Source organism: Pseudomonas phoenicis (assembly GCF_047302395.1).
Taxonomy (GTDB): domain Bacteria; phylum Pseudomonadota; class Gammaproteobacteria; order Pseudomonadales; family Pseudomonadaceae; genus Aquipseudomonas.
In genome coordinates this window covers 3,734,569-3,752,507 of sequence record NZ_CP154852.1, presented here as the reverse complement: position 1 = coordinate 3,752,507, position 17,939 = coordinate 3,734,569, and the positions used below count along the sequence as shown (strand labels likewise).

The window sequence follows — 17,939 nt, the reverse complement described above, 5'->3', positions numbered from 1 at the left end:
AGATATGAACTTTAAGTACATATTATGTCGGAACTGAAAGTACATGCAAGCGCATGCGATATTGAACCTATGGTTCACATAGAAGAATTGAGGGCGGCCTTTGCGGCTCGCCTTAAGAAGGCTCTTGCTGCCAACGACATTCAGGCTTGGGGCGCTGGCGCGCGCCTCGCTGCCATTGCAGGTGTCACGCCGAAAGCAGCGAGCAAATGGCTCAATGAAGAGTCGATACCGGGCGGGGCAAAAATGCTCAGGATCGCCTCTGCGCTCAGGGTTCGAGTGGAATGGCTCGAATATGGCAATGGGGGAATGACCGAGGAAACGTCAGGCTTTGACGCAAACATTGAACCTGCGTCAGGCCCTGTTAGATATTATGAATACCCGGAAATCAGCTGGGTTCAGGCCGGGATGCCGATGGAAGCTATTGAGATTTCGAACATCGCCTCATGCGAGGTTTACCCATCGGATGCTTGGGCTGGGCCGCATGGGTTCTGGCTGAGGGTGCGCGGTCCCTCTATGACGTCGCCAAATGGAATATCCTTCTCCGAAGGTATGGTAATACTTGTGGCGCCCGGCGCTGACGTCGAGCACGGACAGTTCGTTGTGGCCAAGCTGATTGACTCTAATGAGGCAACATTCAAGCAGTTCATTTGGGATTGCGGAAGGGCGTACCTTAAGCCGCTAAACCCAGCGTTCCCGACCGTCGAGGTCGACACGACATGGCAATTGGTAGGCCGGGTGGTTGATGCTAAATGGCCACGATCAGTCCTCTAGATCGGCCTTGGCGCTCCTCGGGTTCAAGGTGTCAATTTGTTATCATCCGGATACACACTCCACGAATGGACCCGTTGAAATGCGATACATTGCCTTATCAGCCTTGGCTGCAGTTGCCCTCTATGGTTGTGCGCCGGTGCCGACTCAACAGAACGTTCACTACCCACCTTTCCCCGAAGCAGAGTACCAAACGCTTCCTCGCATCGGCGATGCCACTGTAACAGGCCAGGTATTTCTTAAGACTCGAGGTGGGGACGTAAAGGTGGGCGCTGGCAGCGAGATCCAATTGTTCCCAGTTACCTCATACTCCAAGGTATTCTACAAAGCCTATCAATCTAAACTGCCGATCGACACCCCGGATCCTCGCGTCCGCCAATACACTTTCAGAACCCAAGCCGATGCTACAGGCAGCTTTGATTTCAAGCAGGTTCCAGCTGGTCAGTATTACATTGGCGGCCTTGTGACCTGGGAGGCCCCATCGAAATACGGCCTAGCTAGCCAAGGTGGATACATCGCTAAAGAGATAACCGTCGCTCCTGGATCCAGTCAGAAGGTTATGCTCACTGAGCAGTGAAAAAATTCCCGCGTACAAAAGCCCGCCTCCAAGCGGGTTTTTTTTTGCCCAAAGGAAAATTATGTACTTTTGGTACTTGACTCATGTGAACCTTCGGTACATATTTATTCCATTGCCGGTTCACATCCGGCAGGCAGCATCAGCTGCCATTGCTCTTTAAACAACCAGACGTGACCACCTCGACGCACCCAGGCCATCACCTGGGTCGGGACAAGCTAAGTCGTCGACCACGCAGCCTCTGGAAGCTGCCGGACTCCCCTCATTGGGAGGACGCCAAACCATGCAGCCAGCCGGGAATAACACCGTCCACGAAATGTGTGACCCGGCCAGGTGGGGATAGCCGCGGCACGGCATGGTTTGGACGGGTTTCACCGGGTGGCCCTGGCAGCAGGGCCAGACGGGAAACCACCCCAACAGCAAAGGAGCTCTCATGAGCGAGTTTACGAAAGGCCAGGCCGTCATCCTCACCAACCCGCGCGGCACCGATCGTCAAGGCAAGTACGTCAAGACGGAGAATCGCGGCACCGGCCGAGGTGGTGGCGATTACCTGGTGGTGGACGTAGACGGCAAGCACCTGATGGCCCGTGCCAGCAAAGTGCGCGCGGCCTGATTTCACTGGCTGGCCTGCCGCCGCGGGCCAGACGGGAAATCAACCAAGGAGTAGGACCATGCTGATACTGACCCGCAAGGCAGGCGAAACCATCGTAATCAACGACAACATCCGCGTGACGGTGCTGCAGGTGAAGGGCAACCAGATACGCATTGGCGTTGAAGCGCCGGCCGATGTTGCTGTGCACCGGAGCGAGATCCACGAACGTATCAAGGCCGAGGCACAGACCCAGGCCGAAGCCGCTGCCTAACCGAACAATCAGCGCCACGGCAGCCTGCCGAAAACTGCCCGATGCCCTGCTCCCCATCGCAGGCCGCATCGGAGATTGATCGGAGCGTGCTCGAGCGAGCTGCAACGCCGGATGAGTAAAGACCGCTTAAATCCCCTGTGTCCGAGCTACTGCGGACGTGTACGTAAAAGATCTGCGTAGCGGAAGTAAGCAGGCCAGCGCCCTGGTGTTCCGATCAATCTCCGATGCGGACGATTCTGCACCGCGCAATGCGGCCCCCTGCATTACTCCACGCCCGGGCAACTGCGCCCCGGCCAATCCCGCACACGCGGGTCATCTTCATCGAGATTCAGCTTGAATCGGAACCCAGTAGCCGTGATGCCAGGCCCCGCTCACCGGCCGCAAGGCTGGTTACCAAGATAAAGCGCGGGTATCAGGCTTAGCCATATGCGCTGGCAGGTGTCAGCAAGCCGAATCATCGATGCAGATCGCATCACGCAGGCGAGTCCGGGGCCGACAGGCCAGTCCAGACGCATCCGGGCAGCTCCGGCGCCGGCACCCTCCCCCAACAACCATCGACTGCATTGGCAGGCGCCAGGCTGGCTTTTCACGCCCAGTTTGGTCACTGCGCCTGGCGCCTGACCAATGCAGTCCCCCGAGACGACTCATGGAAAAGATCACCTGCGGTACATGGACTGGCCAGCTCGGACAGGCGCTGGCACCTCGCGAGTTGGAAGCCCTGCTATGGGTTGCCCAAGGCCTGACCACCAAGGAAATCGCGCGGCGCATGGGCATCAGCCCTGGTACCGCCGCCAACCGTATCGAGACGGTGCTGTACAAGCTCGAGGTCGGGCGCCGCATCGAAGCGGTTACCAAGGCCATGAGCCGCCAGATCATCAGCCCACTGTGCATCGCGCTGGCCGGCCTGCTGGCCGTGCACGCAGCCCTTGGCGACACCGACCCCATGCGCCGCGACCGCCGCGCACCCGAGCGCCGCGAAGCCTTCGTGCGCATCGCCCGCAAGGTCGAGGCCTTCGACCACTACGCCTGACCCACCGAGGATCACCCATGCAAACCATCATGCATCCTGCTTTTCAGGAAAAGTTGGCCGTGCTCGCGGCGCTGCTCGAGCGCAGCCGCACCCTGCGTGCCGAGACCCGCGCCAAGATCGGCGCGCCGCGCTACCAGGTGGCCAGCCATGGCACTGTCTGGGACGTTGTCGACATGGCTACCGGTTCGGTACAGGGCTTCGCATTCAGCTACCAGACCGCGCTGCATTTTGCCTCGGCAATGGAGGCCGGCGCAGCCAGCAGGCGAGGCTTGGAATGAATAGACCCAGCATCTCAGATAAGCGCGTAGCTACACTGGCAGAGCTCAAGGTTAGCAACGACAGCTGCTTGGGCAGCGGTTGCATCGTAAAAGTGCTCGATGCTTTCACCCAGTACCGCGACGGGCCTGACTCACTATCCGTTCATCAGTCGATCACAGAACGCATCCGCGTCTAGCTTGATCAGGTGCAGCAGGTCAAGGAAGCAGCCTAGACGACAACAAAAAACAGCTGCAGCGCGAGGAAACCAGCAAAAATCGCGCCGCTGTAAAAGCCTACATTGTCGGCTTGGTGACCACCAATAGCAGCAAATGCCTTAGACGACACTTCGTAACCAAACGCCTCGGCACCTAAGGCCGCTTCATCAGGAAGACCATCGAGGGAGAACAACTTCGATTTCGCGGGGCTACAGTCAGTGACCTAGTAGCCCGACGTCATACACAGCATCACAAACTGCTGCCAATTGTTACCAAATCTCCGTCAACTATGACCACATATTTCATTGCCGTTTGATTATAGAACTGTAAGCAGAAATTATGGAGCCTTCGCATCGGCGACACCGGCAATAATATTCGCTCTCTTAAGAATCAAACGCTGATTCCCCCCGTAGGCGCTTTCAGCAAATAAATGTAGTTCTTCCTCGTTTAGGAGCAGGCTTTCATCAAGATTGTCAAATAGAGCAAAACGCTCGGTATACTGGGAGAATTTTTCCCCTTTTTCAGACAGGCAGTTATAAAATAATAAAACCAGCTCATAATCGGAAATCAACGATCTGACGATCGACGCCAGCTTTTGCGATTCCTCGTGGCCCGATTCGTCAATAAAACGAAACAAAGCATAGAGACTTCTAAAATATACGCCGAGGTCATTTTGTCCCGCAACATAGATAGCTTGGTAGCTTAAGCGCCGAGGATGATCCAATTTATATGCTAAACCATCCTTATAGGCTTGCGTCAGAGCCAGAACCCATTCCCGGAAACAGTCTCGACCTTTAGCTATCACAATATTGTCATCTTTTGTTTGCACATCAAAGCTTCTAACTAACTCCTGCTGGTGACTTAACAAAATATAAAACTGCGACTCTATCTGCTGCCTAGATATCTGATCGCGAGTCTCCGTCAAGTCTTTCCGTTGAAATAACAATGTAATCAAGACGCCAGCAAAAGCTAGCCCTGAGAATAGAGTATTCAAGGTACCAAAACTATCTCCAAAAACTCCCTCTCGAACATGATCGGGTATCTCATTAAACGGTACACCCCACAATAGGCCTACAGTAAACATAGAGTACACAAACAACACAAACAGCAGGACTATTGCAACTCTGAAAAAACTAGCAACAGTTCCTTGCGAAGTTTTAGACTTTCGATAGAGCCAACCTCCCAGGGCTAGTACTATCAGCACAGACACAGAGAAGAATAAACCGCCATAGTCAGAAATAGAATTCTCTATGAAATTCTCAGAGAGTTTCTCCGCTGAGCGCCTTGCGCCCATTAAGTTTTGATAGCTCAATGCTTCCACTTGCAGTGCGAACCAACTCAACTTGCTCTCCTTAGCACATCAATCAATGGGGATGCCCATCAAACACTAATATCCGGCAAAATGCCACTACTAGGCGACCCCGTGCTGATCGTCACGTGTTCGTTAAGATTGTTGAAAAATCACCCGCCGCTGACCTTTCCTCTACCCCGAACCGTAAGCCAGTGCCAGAGCAGGCACCTTAGACACGCGGAGGGCGGCGCATGCATGGAGAAAGCCATGAGCAACATTGAAGCCGGCCCAAGCCTAGCAACCGGGCACCAAATGACCGCCGAGACCTGGGCGGACTTCGTTACCCGCCTTCGTCACCATTGCAACGGCCAGGGCGTAAAGTGGCACCACACGGCATGCGCCCTATTCACCGTGCAGCAGAAGCGGGTCGATTATGGGTTCGAACCTGACTATGCCGAAGGCACAGCGGTTTGCCTGGATGGCAGCACCTGGTTCAGCCCTGAGGAATATTGGGCAGATCTCGACGAGGAAGAGCAGCACGAAATCGACCTGGCTGTGCACGACCGATACGAGTGCAATTTCCTTGAACTGGATACTGACGATCAGTGGGAGTTCCTGAGCGAACTCGACGACCACACGGTCACTGGCTGGAACAAGCGGTGGGAGATCGTGAATAGCCACTTCACCAAGGAAGCGGCCGAAGCCTTCATCCGCCGCAAGCAGCACGACTACCCAGAGCTGCGCATCTACGTCGAATCCCAGTATTACGCCTGGGAGTTCGAAGCGATCAAGGCCGCCATCCTCGACGGCACGCTGGTCTACCAGCCCAAGCCCGCACCAAGCGCTGAACCGGCCGCCTGACCCCGCGCTGCCCTCTAGCGTGTCAGCCTTTCCGATGCACTTCTGGTGACCAGGCGCTGCTGAAGACGGTGACCGCAAATATCAGCAGGTAAATCCAGTGCTTGCTTGGGTATGAGAAAGATCCTACCAAGGCGATCACATACGCTGCGCCGCCCACAACTAGACGCTGCCGGCGCGTGAATCGCTGTCTCAACGCTACCAGCTTTCTTCTCCACCCCATTGCCACTCTCCTTGTGCTGTGAGCGGCGAAGCATATCACCCCTATATTTTTAGATCTGACGCTACGAGCCGCACAGCCAAGCCGGCCAGGTGCATGTCTTCGATGCTCTTTCGATTTGCTGTTGATCCCATTCCTCATGAGCTTTTTTAAGTTCCGCCTGCCGAGCAATCTCACCCCCACGCTGATACATTTCTATAATCTTTTCCTCTCTCTCTTGCTCTCGGCCGACCTGCCAAGCTGAAAAGAGCATCCTGAAATGACTGAAAAAACGAGCAAATAAATAACAATTTTCACTAAACCACCTCGACTCCATGTTCAGGTGCTCAAGCATATCCAATGCGGCTACCCGGTGCTCGCTTCAACTTGAAGCACCCCTGCCGCGCTCAAGTGCCAATTCTCCTTCAACGATAACGCCTGCCCGGCGAGGAGCGCCCATGCAACCTCGAATCGTGTGCCAGTTCAGCTGCGGCGCCGCCTCGGCGGTAGCCACCAAGCTGGCCCTGGCCGAATACAGCGCCACCCACGACGTCCAGATCGTGAACGCCTTCCTCGCCAACGAGCACGAAGATAACCGCCGGTTCGCCCAGGACTGCGAGGTTTGGTTCGGGCAGCCAATCACCATCCTGCGCGACGAAAAATACGGGGCGGACGCAACCGAGGTCTTCAGGCGCGAGCGCTATATGAAAAACCAGTTCGGCGCGCCGTGTACCAAGATCCTCAAGCGCCGGTTGCTCGACGCCTGGAAGAACCCAGGCGACGTGATGGTCTTCGGCTTCACCGCCGAAGAGGTCGGCAGGTTTGAAGACTTCCTTGAGCGTAACCCTGACAGGCCGGCAATAGCGCCGCTGATTGAGCGCGGGCTGGGCAAGGAGGACTGCAAGGCCATGATCCAGCGCGCGGGCATTGAGCTGCCGCTGATGTACCGCATGGGCTACGAGAACGCCAACTGCATCGGCTGCGTGAAAGGCGGCGAAGGTTACTTCCGGGCGATCCGCGAAGACTTCCCAGATCAGTTTGAAGCGCTATGCGTGATCCAGGATGACTTGGGCTCAGGCTCCTACCTGTTCCGCAATCGCGACACCAACGTGCGCTTTTCCCTGCGCGACCTCGGCGACGGCCCGGTACGCCGCAACGAGAAAATCCCCTCCTGCTCATTCTTCTGCGAAATGGCAGAGGCCGACATCATCGCCTCTGCCTGACTCTTTATCGATCCCACAAGCTATTTGACACGCCACCAGGCGAGGAACGCCCATGCGCGCGAAACGCAAGCAAGACCCCAGCGACTTCAAGACCCAGTACGGACTGGGCTTCAATCCCCAAGACGATGAGATCGTCGTTGACTTCTTCTGCGGTGGCGGCGGCGCCGGTACCGGTCTGGAAATGGGCCTGGGCCGTGCGGTGAACGTGGCCAAGAACCACAGCCCGGCCGCGATCAGCATGCACACCGTGAACCACCCGCACGCCCGGCACTTCATCACGGACGTGTTCGACGGCGACCCCGACACTGAGTGCCAGGGGCGTGCGGTCGGCTGGTTCCACATGTCGCCCGACTGCACCCACCACAGCCAAGCCGCCGGTGGCCAGCCGCGCAAGCGGGAGATTCGTAATCTGTCGTGGATCGGCCTGAAGTGGGCGGGCAAAAAGCGGCCGCGGGTCATCAGCCTGGAGAACGTGAAGCAGATCCTGCAGTGGGGCCGGCTGATTGCCAAACGTGACAAGGCCACCGGCCGCGTGATGAAGCTGGACGGCACTGTGGCAGGTCCGGGCGAGCGCGTGCCGGTGCACCAGCAGTTCCTAGTGCCGGACCCCAAGCGGCGCGGCACAACCTGGCGCCGTTTCGTCCAGTTGCTCGAAGGCATGGGCTACCAGGTGGAGTGGCGGATCCTGAAGGCCTGCGACTACGGTGCGCCTACCAGCCGCGAACGGCTGTTCATGCTGGCGCGCTGCGATGGCCAGCCGATCGTGTGGCCCGAACCAACTCACGCCAAGAGCCCGGCCAAGGGCCAACAGAAGTGGCGTACTGCTGCCGACTGCATCGACTGGAGCGTGCCGAGCAAGAGCATTTTCGGCCGCAAGAAGTCGCTGGCTGATGCAACCCTGCGCCGGGTAGCCAAGGGTATGCACAAGTTCGTACTGGACAGCACGGCCCCGTTCATCGTGCCGATCGCCAATTGGTCCGGCGAACTCGCGCAATCAGCACAGGAGCCGCTGCGCACTGTCACCAGCTGGCCGCGTGGAGGCTCCTTCGCCATGGCCAGCCCTACCCTAGTGCAAACCGGTTACGGCGAGCGCCAGGGCCAGGCGCCGCGGGTGCCAGGCCTGGATCAGCCGCTGGGCACAGTAGTGGCCGGCGGCGTGAAGCATGCGCTGTCGAGCGCGGTGATTCTGCCGGCCACACATCAGGGTGCCGATCGCGTCAACGATCCGGCCGATCCACTGCCGACGGTCACCGCGGCCAACCGTGGTGAGCTGATGATGGCGAGTCCGGTAATGATTGCCGCCGCGCACGGCGAAGGCCGCCCAGGCGGACCCCAGCGCTGGGGCGCAGGCTGCAAGGATGCAGGCGACCCGCTGGGCACAGTGACCGCGAGCAACGGCCGCGCGCTGGCCTCGGCGGTGCTGGTCGGTGCCGGCGGCCCGCAGTATGCCGGCCTGCCCGTGACGCCGGACCAACCGCTGGGCACGCTTATGACGCGCAGCCACCGCGCGCTGGCCTCGGCCCACATGGTGAAGTTCCGCTTCGATAGCGAGGGCTCCGCTGCAACCGAGCCGGTGCCGACTATCACCAGCGGTGGCAACTACAAGCGGCCGGCAGGCGCCGCCCATGCGCTGGGAGTGTACACAGCGTTCATTGAGCAGGCCAACGGCGGATTCAACACAACCTGCGGCCGGCCCATGAGCGATCCAATAAGCACGGTAACAAATACCGGTAGCCAGCAACGGCTTACGACTGCGCACTTAGCAACGCTACGCCGGAATTGCACCGGCCGCGGCGCCGAAGAGCCGGTACCGACAATGACCGCCGGCGCCGAGCACCACGCTCTGGTCGAGTACAAGCTTTCGCCAGAGCACGAGGAAGGCGCCCTGCGAGTCGCCGCGTTCCTGATCCGCTACTACGGCACGCACAACGTCAGCGCCTGCGATGAACCGTTGTCGACCATCACCACCAAGGATCGCCTGGCGCTGGTCACCGTTTACGTGCAGGGCACGCCCTATGTAATCGTCGACATCTGCCTGCGCATGCTGCAGCCGCACGAGCTGTACCGCGCCCAGGGCTTCCCGGCTGACTATGTGACAGACCGCGGCGCCGATGGCAAACCGTTTACGAAGACTGAGCAGGTACACATGTGCGGCAACAGCGTCAGCCCGCCCCCAATGGCCGCCTTGGCCCGTGCAAATGACCCTTGGAAGATTATTCAAGAAAACGCCGCTGCAGCTTGAAATTTTAGACGGTTGCCCTCCTTAGAAATGTCAGATTCGACAACCTGCCAGCCTAATCGGGAAGTCAAATTTTTCATCTGAAACTTTGTTCGAAAGGTAAATCTCTGAGAGAGTGATTTCGGGCATCTGACTAATATGGAAAATGGAAAAACGGTTTTGACGCAACATTTCGTAAACTCCCGGCCCGAATTGCGCCACCTGCATGATGTGCAACGCCGCTGCCGCCTCCAAAACATTGCCAAGAGTGCTTAAATAAAAGTTCTTTTCCCGGTCATGCTTAACGGCATTATAGGAATTGTACCAAGATAGACTTTTCGTGGACTGTAAAGAATTCCAATAGCGGAATGGTTGGAATTCGAGATCATAGTCTTTGAGACGCACTTTCCATTCTGTAAGCCTCAAAGGCGTACACACCTTTATATAGTTTTTTGTAGTGAGCCTATGTATGTCACCCAACTCCATGTCGTTTGCCTTAAGCACTCCAGACCAACAGGCTTCAATCTCAGTACAAAGCAATATTAATAACTCACGCAATCGGTGACTATAGCTGCTTGAATTATCCGTAGCGGGCTCGACATACCGAAAGACTTCTTTAACTGCCATCATGAGGCTTTCAGCCGCGACTATACTCTGGTTGTAGCTGCTTCCATACGCAGCAAAGGGGTTAAGCTTATCGTAAGAGTCCGACAGCAGCCCAGATTTTAATGTTCCACGCCATATACGCGGATAATACTGGCCGGGTTGAAGATTCATACGTACCCCATCCCCCTTGATATGCACACCACTTCGTTCGAGAAAAATGCGCGCGGAGTCAACATTTACATCCAAACCATTCAGATCGTACTTACTCTCATACCAATCGCCATATTGTGGGACATAGCAAAAAGCCTGACCAGAGTGGAAAACCACCCACGCAAGATAGCCGTTGAAGCAGGTAAATCCGAATGTGTCTTTGTTAGTCATGGAACTAGTCCCAATTAGCAAAGCGTCAATCATAGCTTTGAGGTATTCCCATGCCCACAGAAAACCGATCCAGCAATACAGAGATGGTCAGCTTCCCCCGCGAGCTTTCGGAAGAACTGGCGGAGCTGATCACTGCTCAAGCCCGTGCATGTGGTGGCGGCGCACGCGAAATCTGGGAAGCCATTTGCGCGCAGTTCGGCCAGCCAGCCCAGCAGCACCAGAGCATGCCGATCATGCTCACGGCAGTGGCAACCCTGACTGATGATGGCGACGGCGGCCTTGCACCGAGTTGGCTGCTTGAAGGCGGTACCGCCGAGCTGTTCGCCGGCATGACGCTGCTGGTGGCGGACAACGCCCCGGACCTGTGCAGTGAGGACGGTAGCGCCCAGGTCTACACCCGAGACGACCCTGACGAGCTTGAGCGGCTGCGAAAAGGCGTCAGCAAGCATTGGAAAGTGGTCTGCGATCAGCGTGCTGAACTCGAAACCCTGCGCGCCCAGCTGGCCGAGGCGCAGGCGTTGCTCAGAGATATAAAGTTCCGGCTCAATGGCGAGCGGTGGGCGCATGAGCGCGGCTTTATTCGCCGCATCGAGGCTCTATCCGCCAGCGCAGAGCCGAGCGCGCCGGTTGAGATCGATGAGCGGGCGGCCTTCGAGTACCACCACCGGGTCTGGAACCTGGCGCGCGACGAAGACTGCCCCGAAGACTACAGGAATCCCAGTATTCAGGATTCCTGGGAGGGCTGGCAAGCCCGCGCCGCCCTTGAGCGCAAGCAGTAACCCCACCCCGCTGTAACCCCTCTCCCCTCTATTCACTGCCGCGATATGGCGGCAAAGGAGTGCGCGTGCTCAACGAAAACATCCACGAATCTCTCAGCACTCTGACCGCAAGCCAGATGGCCATGCTGCTGGTCATGCGCAAAGGCTTGGACTTCGGTTACGACTACACCTTCACCGATGACGATGGCCAGTCTGCTGCGGTCGACTACGCCTTCCTCGCCGCAGCGCCGGGCGATCTGCTGGAGGTGATATTTGAAGAAAACGAGCATGACGACGCCGTCAACGAGGCCCGCTACGGCGCAGTTGATGTCAGCGGCATTGCCGAATGGTGCCACTACAGCTGGGGGCGAAATTACGAGGTCGACGTGAAAGCCTTCATCTTGTCTGATGGCCGCGCACTGGCCTTCTGCGAGATGAGCGGTGGCGGCAAACATGGTGACCCCGACGCCTATCCATGGGTGCAAGAAGCCAAGTTCATCAGGGTTGCAGGCGTGCAGGAGCGCGTCATCAAGACCTATAAATTCGACGAGATTCCTGACGCCGGCGAGGTGCAGCCATGACCCGCCTCGCCCTTTGCCTACTGCTGCTGGCCACCGGCGTCAGCGCAGACCTGGCGCACGCCGAACCCGGCCGCCAGCTCTCCCCGCACGAACAACAACCCGAACCTACACCCGCACTGACGCCTGGGCGCTGGATTGATGAGAGGTATGAGCTGTGAGCAAGTATCGAAAGGGTCAACTGTACACCCGCCGCATGCGCCCGTCCGACGACAGCGACAGTTGGCGCATGGCAGTGCGTTTGTCTTTCTACACCATCATGCTTCGTGATGGGACTTACAAGAGCGCTTACGTGCTGTGCCGGCATGGCGTGAAAGGAATCATGGAGGTAGGCCGCACACGGCGCGAACTCACCTCTGGCCTAATGATGTACGGGTGCCGGAACCTCAAGGATATTCAGCGCCGGAGCAAATTCGGAACCATTGAACGCGCAAAGGCGACTGTGGTAGAGAGGGTTTCGTCATGACCAACTCTGCTCGTCGCATCTATCTCTCTGGCCCCATGACCGGCCTGCCCGACTTCAACTATCCAGCCTTCAACAACGCAGCATTCAAGCTGCGTTCGGTATACGGCCTGCACGTCGAGAATCCCGCAGAAAGCCCGGTGCCACCCTGTGGTAGCTGGCTCGGATACATGCGCATGGCCGTGGCCCAGATCGCCAAGGTCGACTGCATCGTGACGCTGCCTGGCTGGGAGGCATCGCGCGGCGCCAAGGTTGAGGTGGACCTGGCGCGCGGCCTGGGCCTGCCTGTCTACCCGCTCAGCACCTTCCTGCGTATGGCCGATACCTGGCTCACCAAAGTCTCCTAACCCCTTCCCCTACTACTGAAGCCCGCCGATGCGCGCGGGCGAGGATTTCCTATGTCCGCAGTCAACCGATTCCACGAAGTCGCCAACGATGCGTTGGTGACAATCAGTGAGCACCTCACGCCTGGGGCCAAGCTGTCGCTGATCATCTACGTGCCTGACGAGCCAGAGCAGGACATCCTGCTGAAAGGCCCAGGCGTCGAAGCTGACGATGTGGTATCCACGCTGCGCCGGCGCGGCGGCCTGAGCCTGGATGGCGACAATGCCTACAAGCGCGGAGTTTGCGATGCAGCCGTGGGCGCGATGGTAGGCGGGAAGCAGAACGGCACCCCGCTGCCCGAGGGCCATTGGTGCCAGCGCTTCTGGGACATTGGCCGTGCCGAGGGCGAGCTGCAGGAGGAGCTGGTTCAGGCTTTGCGTCTGGCGCGCAAAGAGCTCGATGCCTGCCAGCGAGTCATCCATTACGCCGGCGGCTTTGACCCGGCCTACGTGAGCGATGCCCAACGGGCACTCAAGGTCGTCGACGCGGTGCTCGCAAAAATCCCAGCCTGACCACCAACCTGCCGCCGCCGGCGGCGCGGAGACCAACCTATGGAAACCGAAATCCTCACGGATACCGAACTGGTGGAAATCACCGGCTATAAACCTCGGGCATATCAGCGCCGTTGGCTGAGTTCTCACGGCTGGCACTTTGTTGAAAGCCGCGGTGGCCGCCCTCTTGTAGGTCGCCAATATGCTAGATTCATGTTGAGCGGTCTCGTTGTGGAATCGACGCCGACCCTCCCCCCAACACCTCTCAAGTCCGCATGGGTGCCAGACTTCTCACAGTTGAAGTAAAATCGAAATAGAGTATAGAAGACTACTTTAGCAGCGAAAAATCCTCCTTAGGATACGAATCGCAGGCCTACTTTACTATCATCTCCCTCATACTAAAAATCAGTAATCCGCTTGTCATGTTAAAAGATTATAAGGAGCAATTTCTACTACAGATGCTCTTGAGACACAACGATAAAGCTATCATCAGCACTTAACCACTGCTTGATAAGACTGTATATTTGGAAAAGAGAAGATGTTAAAAAGGACACAGCTAAAAAAGGGATGAATGTCGGAATCAATAATACTACCTTGCTGTCTGAAAAACCCAAGGTAAGCTGAGTAACAGACGAAACAATGCATAAAAATATAGCGATTACCAACATGCTAGTTATCAACCTAAGAGGCTTGTACAGGTCTTTTTTAGGAATTGAATCACCTTCACTCAAATTCATATGCATCACATATAATTTTAAGTAGTCAGAACTATCAAACATTTTCTCTTTGATATTGATTACAAGAAAAGTCAGCAAGGAGATCAAGAAAGAGGACGCACCTAAAAAGGCCGCAAACACGTACCCTCTAACTCCCGTATGGTAAGCAGAGACTACGACATCCCAACAACCCGCTAGCTCTCGAGCAACAGCAAGGGTTAGCGTGTAAACTACAACCGCAGTAACACAGCAGATGAAGAGAATTGTTTTTTGCATGGCTCCTCCAAAGTGCTAAGCTTTCTTAACCAAAATATTGGAAAGTATCTCTTTCTTAGCATCTTTAAACAAATCACAACTTAAAAACTTACTCAAACTTACGCCGTTTAATGATGATATATAATCGGAATATTCCATAGAGTAAATACTGTTGACTGCATCAGCAATACCGATGGTTTCTCCTGCCATATTCATCGGACCCACCCCTTTTACGCTGACGCCAGAGTACCCTTTTTTGACAAGCCCTTCTAGATAATCAGCCATTTCCTGTTTACTAGATTTAGTCTTAAGAGAAAAATGTCCTACACGTTGAACCATCCTAATACTCTTAGCGGCCTTGAATATCGAGCTATTCATTCTCGAAGAAGTAGTCGGATAAGTGAAAGTTGCATTTATCTCATCAATCTCACTAAAGCGAGAAACCTTATTTATTATGTCTGCCGAATCCACTAGCCGGCTAACATTGAACTTTTCACTTCGCTTTGCATGATTGTACGTGTTCCGTATTTTTTTTAAAAAAATCCACCTCATCTTGGACTCAAAACTATTCAAACGCACTGAACCCTCGTTATTCAGATAGGCGCCAGCGTAATTTGCTTTACTAATAACCAATATATTTGTCTCAGCGATTTTATTCGATAAGTCGCCACTTATCTTCCAAGTAAAATCAACACCATCGTCGTCTCCCTCGCAAAAATTCTTTATATCCTTGATTGTGAGAACTACAACTATAAATGAATCTTTGTCATCGAAAAACTTAAACTTAACCTCTTTATCCAAAGATCTGAAATCTGCCTCTCCCGCATATGTTCTTACTAGCTCATCAAAGAACTGCCTGAGACTCAACCTGTTACTTGCGGCTACCAATTTTACAGGAGTAAAGTAAACCTTCATTGAAAATCCTTTTATTTCCAGCCAGAGAATAATTTTCTCTAATTCAGTATAGCTCTAACCTACACCACCTGGATTAGGCTTACGGCTTGTGGGTAATCGTTCACTTACAGCACCAGCCTTTTCCGCAAACCACCACTCTCATCTCGGATTGCAAAATCTGAAATGAGCGTACAGGTCCGCGCATGCGTAATGTACCCGGCACTTGTAGCTACCACCAGCTGAACCTTGACTATGTAGCTCAATTGCGGCTTTTTCGGACGAATAGTGGTGGCGCCCCCCCTGACCGGGTGGATCGCTCGTGGGTTGGTGAGTCGGGATTCGTGCCAGCAACGACATCTGCAGCCTGATTTATACAATCGCAATTGCCCCAGTCTCAGCAGGGGCTCATAACTCAATTTTCCTAGAGTAAAATCAAATGCGCCCTAGAAGGCCCGAGAACCGCGACCTGCCGCCGGGCATGTACCGGCGCAAGCGAGTTAGAAAAAGCGGCAAAGTGTGGGTCGGGTATTACTACCGCGACCAGGTAGGAAAAGAAATCCCCCTCGGTACCGATCTCCCAAAAGCCAAGCTCAAGTGGGCTGAGTTGGAAGCCAAGTCGGCCCCCGTCGAGTTGACCACCATGAAAGGGATTTTCGACCAGTACGAAAAGCACATCATCCCGAAGAAAGCCCCGAGAACCCAGAAAGACAACGTCTACGAGCTCAAACAGCTCCGGACTGTGTTCGATCCTGCGCCGATCGACGCGATCACGCCGTCGATGATCGCCCACTACCGCGACTCCCGCTCAGGCAAAACCCGCGCCAATCGGGAAATTGCTCTACTCTCGCATGTGTTCAATACAGCCAGGGAATGGGGGCTGACGGTCAAAGAAAATCCCTGCTTGGGCATCAGGAAGAACAAGGAGAAACCGCGCGACTTCTACGCCAATGAAACCGTGTGGCTCGCAGTTTATGAAGCAGCTCCAGAGGAGCTGAAGGACGCGATGGACCTAGCGTACCTGACTGGCCAACGGCCGTCAGACGTGCTGTCCATGCGCAAAGATGATGTGGAAGGGAGCCATCTGCTGGTGAGCCAAGGCAAGACCGGTAAGCGGCTGAGGATCATCCTAGAAGTGAACGGCGTGAACAACAGCCTCGGCACGCTTCTGGAGCGCATCAAGCTGCGCACCCAGCAACATGCCTCCCCGTTCTTCATCTTGAACGAGCACGGCAAGCGCATGAGTTGGGGCATGCTTCGAAACCGATGGAGCGAAGCGCGAGAGGCTGCACGTTTGCAAGCCATCAGTTTAAAGAACCCTGAGCTGGCAGCGCGCATCGCCCAATTTCAATTCAGAGACATCCGTCCGAAAGCCGCTTCGGAGATCAACGATGTGGCCGAGGCCAGCCTGCTGCTGGGCCATTCCAAGGAAGGAATCACAGAGCGGGTTTATCGCCGCGTGGGGGTAATCGCGAGCCCTACTAAATGACCGAGTTTCGGAACTCCTGCCCAAAAGTTTCGGAACTGCTAGTTTTTCGACTCAAAAGAAAAACCCCGCAGACGTGAATCTGCGGGGCTTTCGAATATGGAGGCCGAGGTCGGAATCGAACCGGCGTAGACGGATTTGCAATCCGGAGCATAACCACTTTGCTACTCGGCCTCAAAGTTCGGAGCTAGCATCAAACTTAGCTATCTCCTTGAAACTAAACGACTTTTTCAAGCTGTTTGCGTTTCGATGGGGGCCATTATGTCCGCATTCCCCAGACCTTGCAACCCCACCCGTGAAAAAATTTCCAAGCCACTCAAGGTGTTAACGCCAGCGACCCAGCTTGCTCCAAAGACTGACGAACCCGCTTTCCATTGCTCCGCTGGCGGCCATGCCGATGCGCTCGGGCAAGCTCTTGCGCTCGGCGAAGTGCAGATGGAACAACTGCGCCTGACGGGCGCGGGTGCTCAGGTATTCGTCGCTGGTGCCCAGTTCGTCGACCAGCTGCCGGTTCAACGCCGCCACACCCAGCCAGACTTCGCCAGTGGCCACTTCGTCGATGTGCAACTGCGGACGGTATTGGGTCACGAAGTTCTTGAACAGCTCGTGGGTGATGTCGAGGTCTTCCTGGAATTTCTCCCGGCCCTTCTCGGTATTTTCGCCCAGTACCGTCAGGGTGCGCTTGTATTCGCCGGCGGTGAGCACTTCGACATCGATGTCGTGCTTCTTTAGCAGGCGGTTAACGTTGGGCACCTGGGCTACCACGCCGATCGAGCCGATCACGGCGAATGGCGCGCTGACGATCTTCTCGCCGATGCAGGCCATCATGTATCCGCCGCTGGCGGCCACCTTGTCGATGCACACGGTCAGGGGAATGCCAGCCTGGCGGATGCGCGCCAGTTGCGAAGCGGCCAGGCCGTAGCTGTGCACCAGCCCGCCACCGCTTTCCAGGCGCAGCACCACTTCGTCCTGGGGCGTGGCCAAGGTGAGCAAGGCGGTGATCTCGTTACGCAGGCTTTGCGTGGCGGAGGCCTTGATGTCGCCGTCGAAATCCAGCACGAACACACGCTGTTTATCGGTGGTTTGGTCTTTACGCGAACGCTTTTCGGCTTTCGCCTGCTGTTTGCGCAGCGTCTTGAGTTGGGCTTTGTCCAGAAGACCGGATTCGAGCCGCTCGCGCAGTTCTTTGTAAAAATCGTTCAAGCGCGTGACTTGCAGTTGCCCCCCGGCCTTGCGCCGGCCTTTGCCGCGTAGGCCCACGAAGGCTGACAACACGACCAACAGCGCAATGACCACGGTTGCGGTCTTAGCGAGAAAGCTTGCGTACTCGGCAAGAAAATCCACGGTGCCCTCGGAAATACTGAAATAAAGAGGCTCATCCTACCTAAGCGCGAGGCGGATGGGTACGGCCCGGTTCTAACCGGACATTGCAC

The 17,939-nt window shown here is 55.9% G+C and carries 22 protein-coding genes and 1 tRNA gene; 16 read left to right on the top strand and 7 right to left on the bottom strand.

Going from position 1 to position 17,939, the window contains the following annotated elements; all coding sequences use genetic code 11:
* The first annotated feature begins 24 nt into the window (after window positions 1–24).
* From AA0Z93_RS16965 to AA0Z93_RS16940, 6 genes are all read left to right on the top strand, one after another.
* Window positions 25–771 (top strand): LexA family transcriptional regulator, encoded by a 747-nt coding sequence (locus AA0Z93_RS16965; protein WP_413047788.1) that lies wholly within the window; start codon window positions 25–27, stop codon window positions 769–771.
* A gap of 79 nt (window positions 772–850) precedes the next feature.
* Window positions 851–1,345, top strand: coding sequence for a hypothetical protein (locus tag AA0Z93_RS16960; RefSeq protein ID WP_413047789.1), 495 nt, complete (start codon window positions 851–853; stop codon window positions 1,343–1,345).
* A 430-nt stretch (window positions 1,346–1,775) separates the two neighbouring features.
* Window positions 1,776–1,955 (top strand): hypothetical protein, encoded by a 180-nt coding sequence (locus AA0Z93_RS16955; protein WP_413047790.1) that lies wholly within the window; start codon window positions 1,776–1,778, stop codon window positions 1,953–1,955.
* Window positions 1,956–2,013: 58 nt separating this feature from the next.
* A complete protein-coding gene (csrA, locus tag AA0Z93_RS16950; RefSeq protein ID WP_413047791.1) occupies window positions 2,014–2,205 on the top strand; it encodes a carbon storage regulator CsrA in 192 nt (63 codons plus the stop codon).
* Window positions 2,206–2,851: 646 nt separating this feature from the next.
* Window positions 2,852–3,235, top strand: a complete 384-nt coding sequence (locus AA0Z93_RS16945) for a response regulator transcription factor (protein ID WP_413047792.1) — start codon at window positions 2,852–2,854, stop codon at window positions 3,233–3,235.
* A 17-nt stretch (window positions 3,236–3,252) separates the two neighbouring features.
* Complete coding sequence (locus tag AA0Z93_RS16940; protein ID WP_413047793.1) at window positions 3,253–3,513, top strand: hypothetical protein; 261 nt, start codon at window positions 3,253–3,255, stop codon at window positions 3,511–3,513.
* A 208-nt stretch (window positions 3,514–3,721) separates the two neighbouring features.
* Here AA0Z93_RS16940 and AA0Z93_RS16935 read toward each other — a convergent pair whose 3' ends face one another.
* Together AA0Z93_RS16935 and AA0Z93_RS16930 are read right to left on the bottom strand one after the other, a co-directional pair.
* Window positions 3,722–3,901 (bottom strand): hypothetical protein, encoded by a 180-nt coding sequence (locus AA0Z93_RS16935; protein ID WP_413047794.1) that lies wholly within the window; start codon window positions 3,899–3,901, stop codon window positions 3,722–3,724.
* Between the two features lie 144 nt (window positions 3,902–4,045).
* Window positions 4,046–5,050: a putative phage abortive infection protein gene (locus tag AA0Z93_RS16930; RefSeq protein ID WP_413047795.1), complete on the bottom strand. Its 1,005-nt coding sequence runs from the start codon at window positions 5,048–5,050 to the stop codon at window positions 4,046–4,048.
* A gap of 216 nt (window positions 5,051–5,266) precedes the next feature.
* Here AA0Z93_RS16930 and AA0Z93_RS16925 point away from each other — a divergent pair, with 216 nt between their 5' ends.
* From AA0Z93_RS16925 to AA0Z93_RS16915, 3 genes are all read left to right on the top strand, one after another.
* Window positions 5,267–5,860 carry a hypothetical protein gene (locus AA0Z93_RS16925; protein ID WP_413047796.1) on the top strand — a complete coding sequence of 198 codons (594 nt, stop codon included), beginning with the start codon at window positions 5,267–5,269 and terminating at the stop codon, window positions 5,858–5,860.
* Between the two features lie 654 nt (window positions 5,861–6,514).
* Complete coding sequence (locus AA0Z93_RS16920) at window positions 6,515–7,279, top strand: hypothetical protein (RefSeq protein ID WP_413047797.1); 765 nt, start codon at window positions 6,515–6,517, stop codon at window positions 7,277–7,279.
* Between the two features lie 52 nt (window positions 7,280–7,331).
* On the top strand, window positions 7,332–9,521 hold the full coding sequence (locus tag AA0Z93_RS16915; protein WP_413047798.1) for a DNA cytosine methyltransferase: 2,190 nt from the start codon (window positions 7,332–7,334) through the stop codon (window positions 9,519–9,521).
* Window positions 9,522–9,551: 30 nt separating this feature from the next.
* Here the strand turns inward: AA0Z93_RS16915 and AA0Z93_RS16910 are convergent, their stop codons facing one another.
* Window positions 9,552–10,484, bottom strand: coding sequence for a hypothetical protein (locus AA0Z93_RS16910; RefSeq protein WP_413047799.1), 933 nt, complete (start codon window positions 10,482–10,484; stop codon window positions 9,552–9,554).
* Between the two features lie 50 nt (window positions 10,485–10,534).
* Here AA0Z93_RS16910 and AA0Z93_RS16905 point away from each other — a divergent pair, with 50 nt between their 5' ends.
* The 6 genes from AA0Z93_RS16905 to AA0Z93_RS16880 all read left to right on the top strand — a co-directional run bounded on the left by AA0Z93_RS16905 (window position 10,535) and on the right by AA0Z93_RS16880 (window position 13,464).
* Window positions 10,535–11,263 carry a hypothetical protein gene (locus AA0Z93_RS16905; RefSeq protein WP_413047800.1) on the top strand — a complete coding sequence of 243 codons (729 nt, stop codon included), beginning with the start codon at window positions 10,535–10,537 and terminating at the stop codon, window positions 11,261–11,263.
* Window positions 11,264–11,328: 65 nt separating this feature from the next.
* Window positions 11,329–11,823 (top strand): hypothetical protein, encoded by a 495-nt coding sequence (locus AA0Z93_RS16900; RefSeq protein WP_413047801.1) that lies wholly within the window; start codon window positions 11,329–11,331, stop codon window positions 11,821–11,823.
* Window positions 11,820–11,981 carry a hypothetical protein gene (locus tag AA0Z93_RS16895; RefSeq protein WP_413047802.1) on the top strand — a complete coding sequence of 54 codons (162 nt, stop codon included), beginning with the start codon at window positions 11,820–11,822 and terminating at the stop codon, window positions 11,979–11,981. Before AA0Z93_RS16900 ends, AA0Z93_RS16895 begins: the two co-directional genes overlap by 4 nt.
* 301 nt (window positions 11,982–12,282) lie before the next feature.
* Complete coding sequence (locus tag AA0Z93_RS16890) at window positions 12,283–12,630, top strand: DUF4406 domain-containing protein (protein ID WP_413047803.1); 348 nt, start codon at window positions 12,283–12,285, stop codon at window positions 12,628–12,630.
* Window positions 12,631–12,681: 51 nt separating this feature from the next.
* Window positions 12,682–13,179 (top strand): hypothetical protein, encoded by a 498-nt coding sequence (locus AA0Z93_RS16885; protein WP_413047804.1) that lies wholly within the window; start codon window positions 12,682–12,684, stop codon window positions 13,177–13,179.
* Window positions 13,180–13,218: 39 nt separating this feature from the next.
* Entirely contained in the window at window positions 13,219–13,464 is a 246-nt protein-coding gene (locus tag AA0Z93_RS16880) for a DUF4224 domain-containing protein (RefSeq protein WP_413047805.1), read from the top strand.
* 146 nt (window positions 13,465–13,610) lie between these two features.
* On the opposite strand, the gene AA0Z93_RS16875 is transcribed toward AA0Z93_RS16880, so the two are convergent.
* A complete protein-coding gene (locus AA0Z93_RS16875) occupies window positions 13,611–14,150 on the bottom strand; it encodes a hypothetical protein (protein ID WP_413047806.1) in 540 nt (179 codons plus the stop codon).
* Window positions 14,151–14,165: 15 nt separating this feature from the next.
* Window positions 14,166–15,044: a hypothetical protein gene (locus AA0Z93_RS16870; protein ID WP_413047807.1), complete on the bottom strand. Its 879-nt coding sequence runs from the start codon at window positions 15,042–15,044 to the stop codon at window positions 14,166–14,168.
* 415 nt (window positions 15,045–15,459) lie between these two features.
* On the opposite strand from AA0Z93_RS16870, the gene AA0Z93_RS16865 reads away from it, so the two are divergent.
* Window positions 15,460–16,509 (top strand): tyrosine-type recombinase/integrase, encoded by a 1,050-nt coding sequence (locus AA0Z93_RS16865; protein ID WP_413047808.1) that lies wholly within the window; start codon window positions 15,460–15,462, stop codon window positions 16,507–16,509.
* Window positions 16,510–16,606: 97 nt separating this feature from the next.
* Here the strand turns inward: AA0Z93_RS16865 and AA0Z93_RS16860 are convergent.
* Together AA0Z93_RS16860 and sohB are read right to left on the bottom strand one after the other, a co-directional pair.
* Window positions 16,607–16,680, bottom strand: a tRNA-Cys gene (locus AA0Z93_RS16860).
* Between the two features lie 150 nt (window positions 16,681–16,830).
* Window positions 16,831–17,850, bottom strand: a complete 1,020-nt coding sequence (sohB, locus tag AA0Z93_RS16855; RefSeq protein ID WP_413047809.1) for a protease SohB — start codon at window positions 17,848–17,850, stop codon at window positions 16,831–16,833.
* Window positions 17,851–17,939 lie beyond the last annotated feature (89 nt).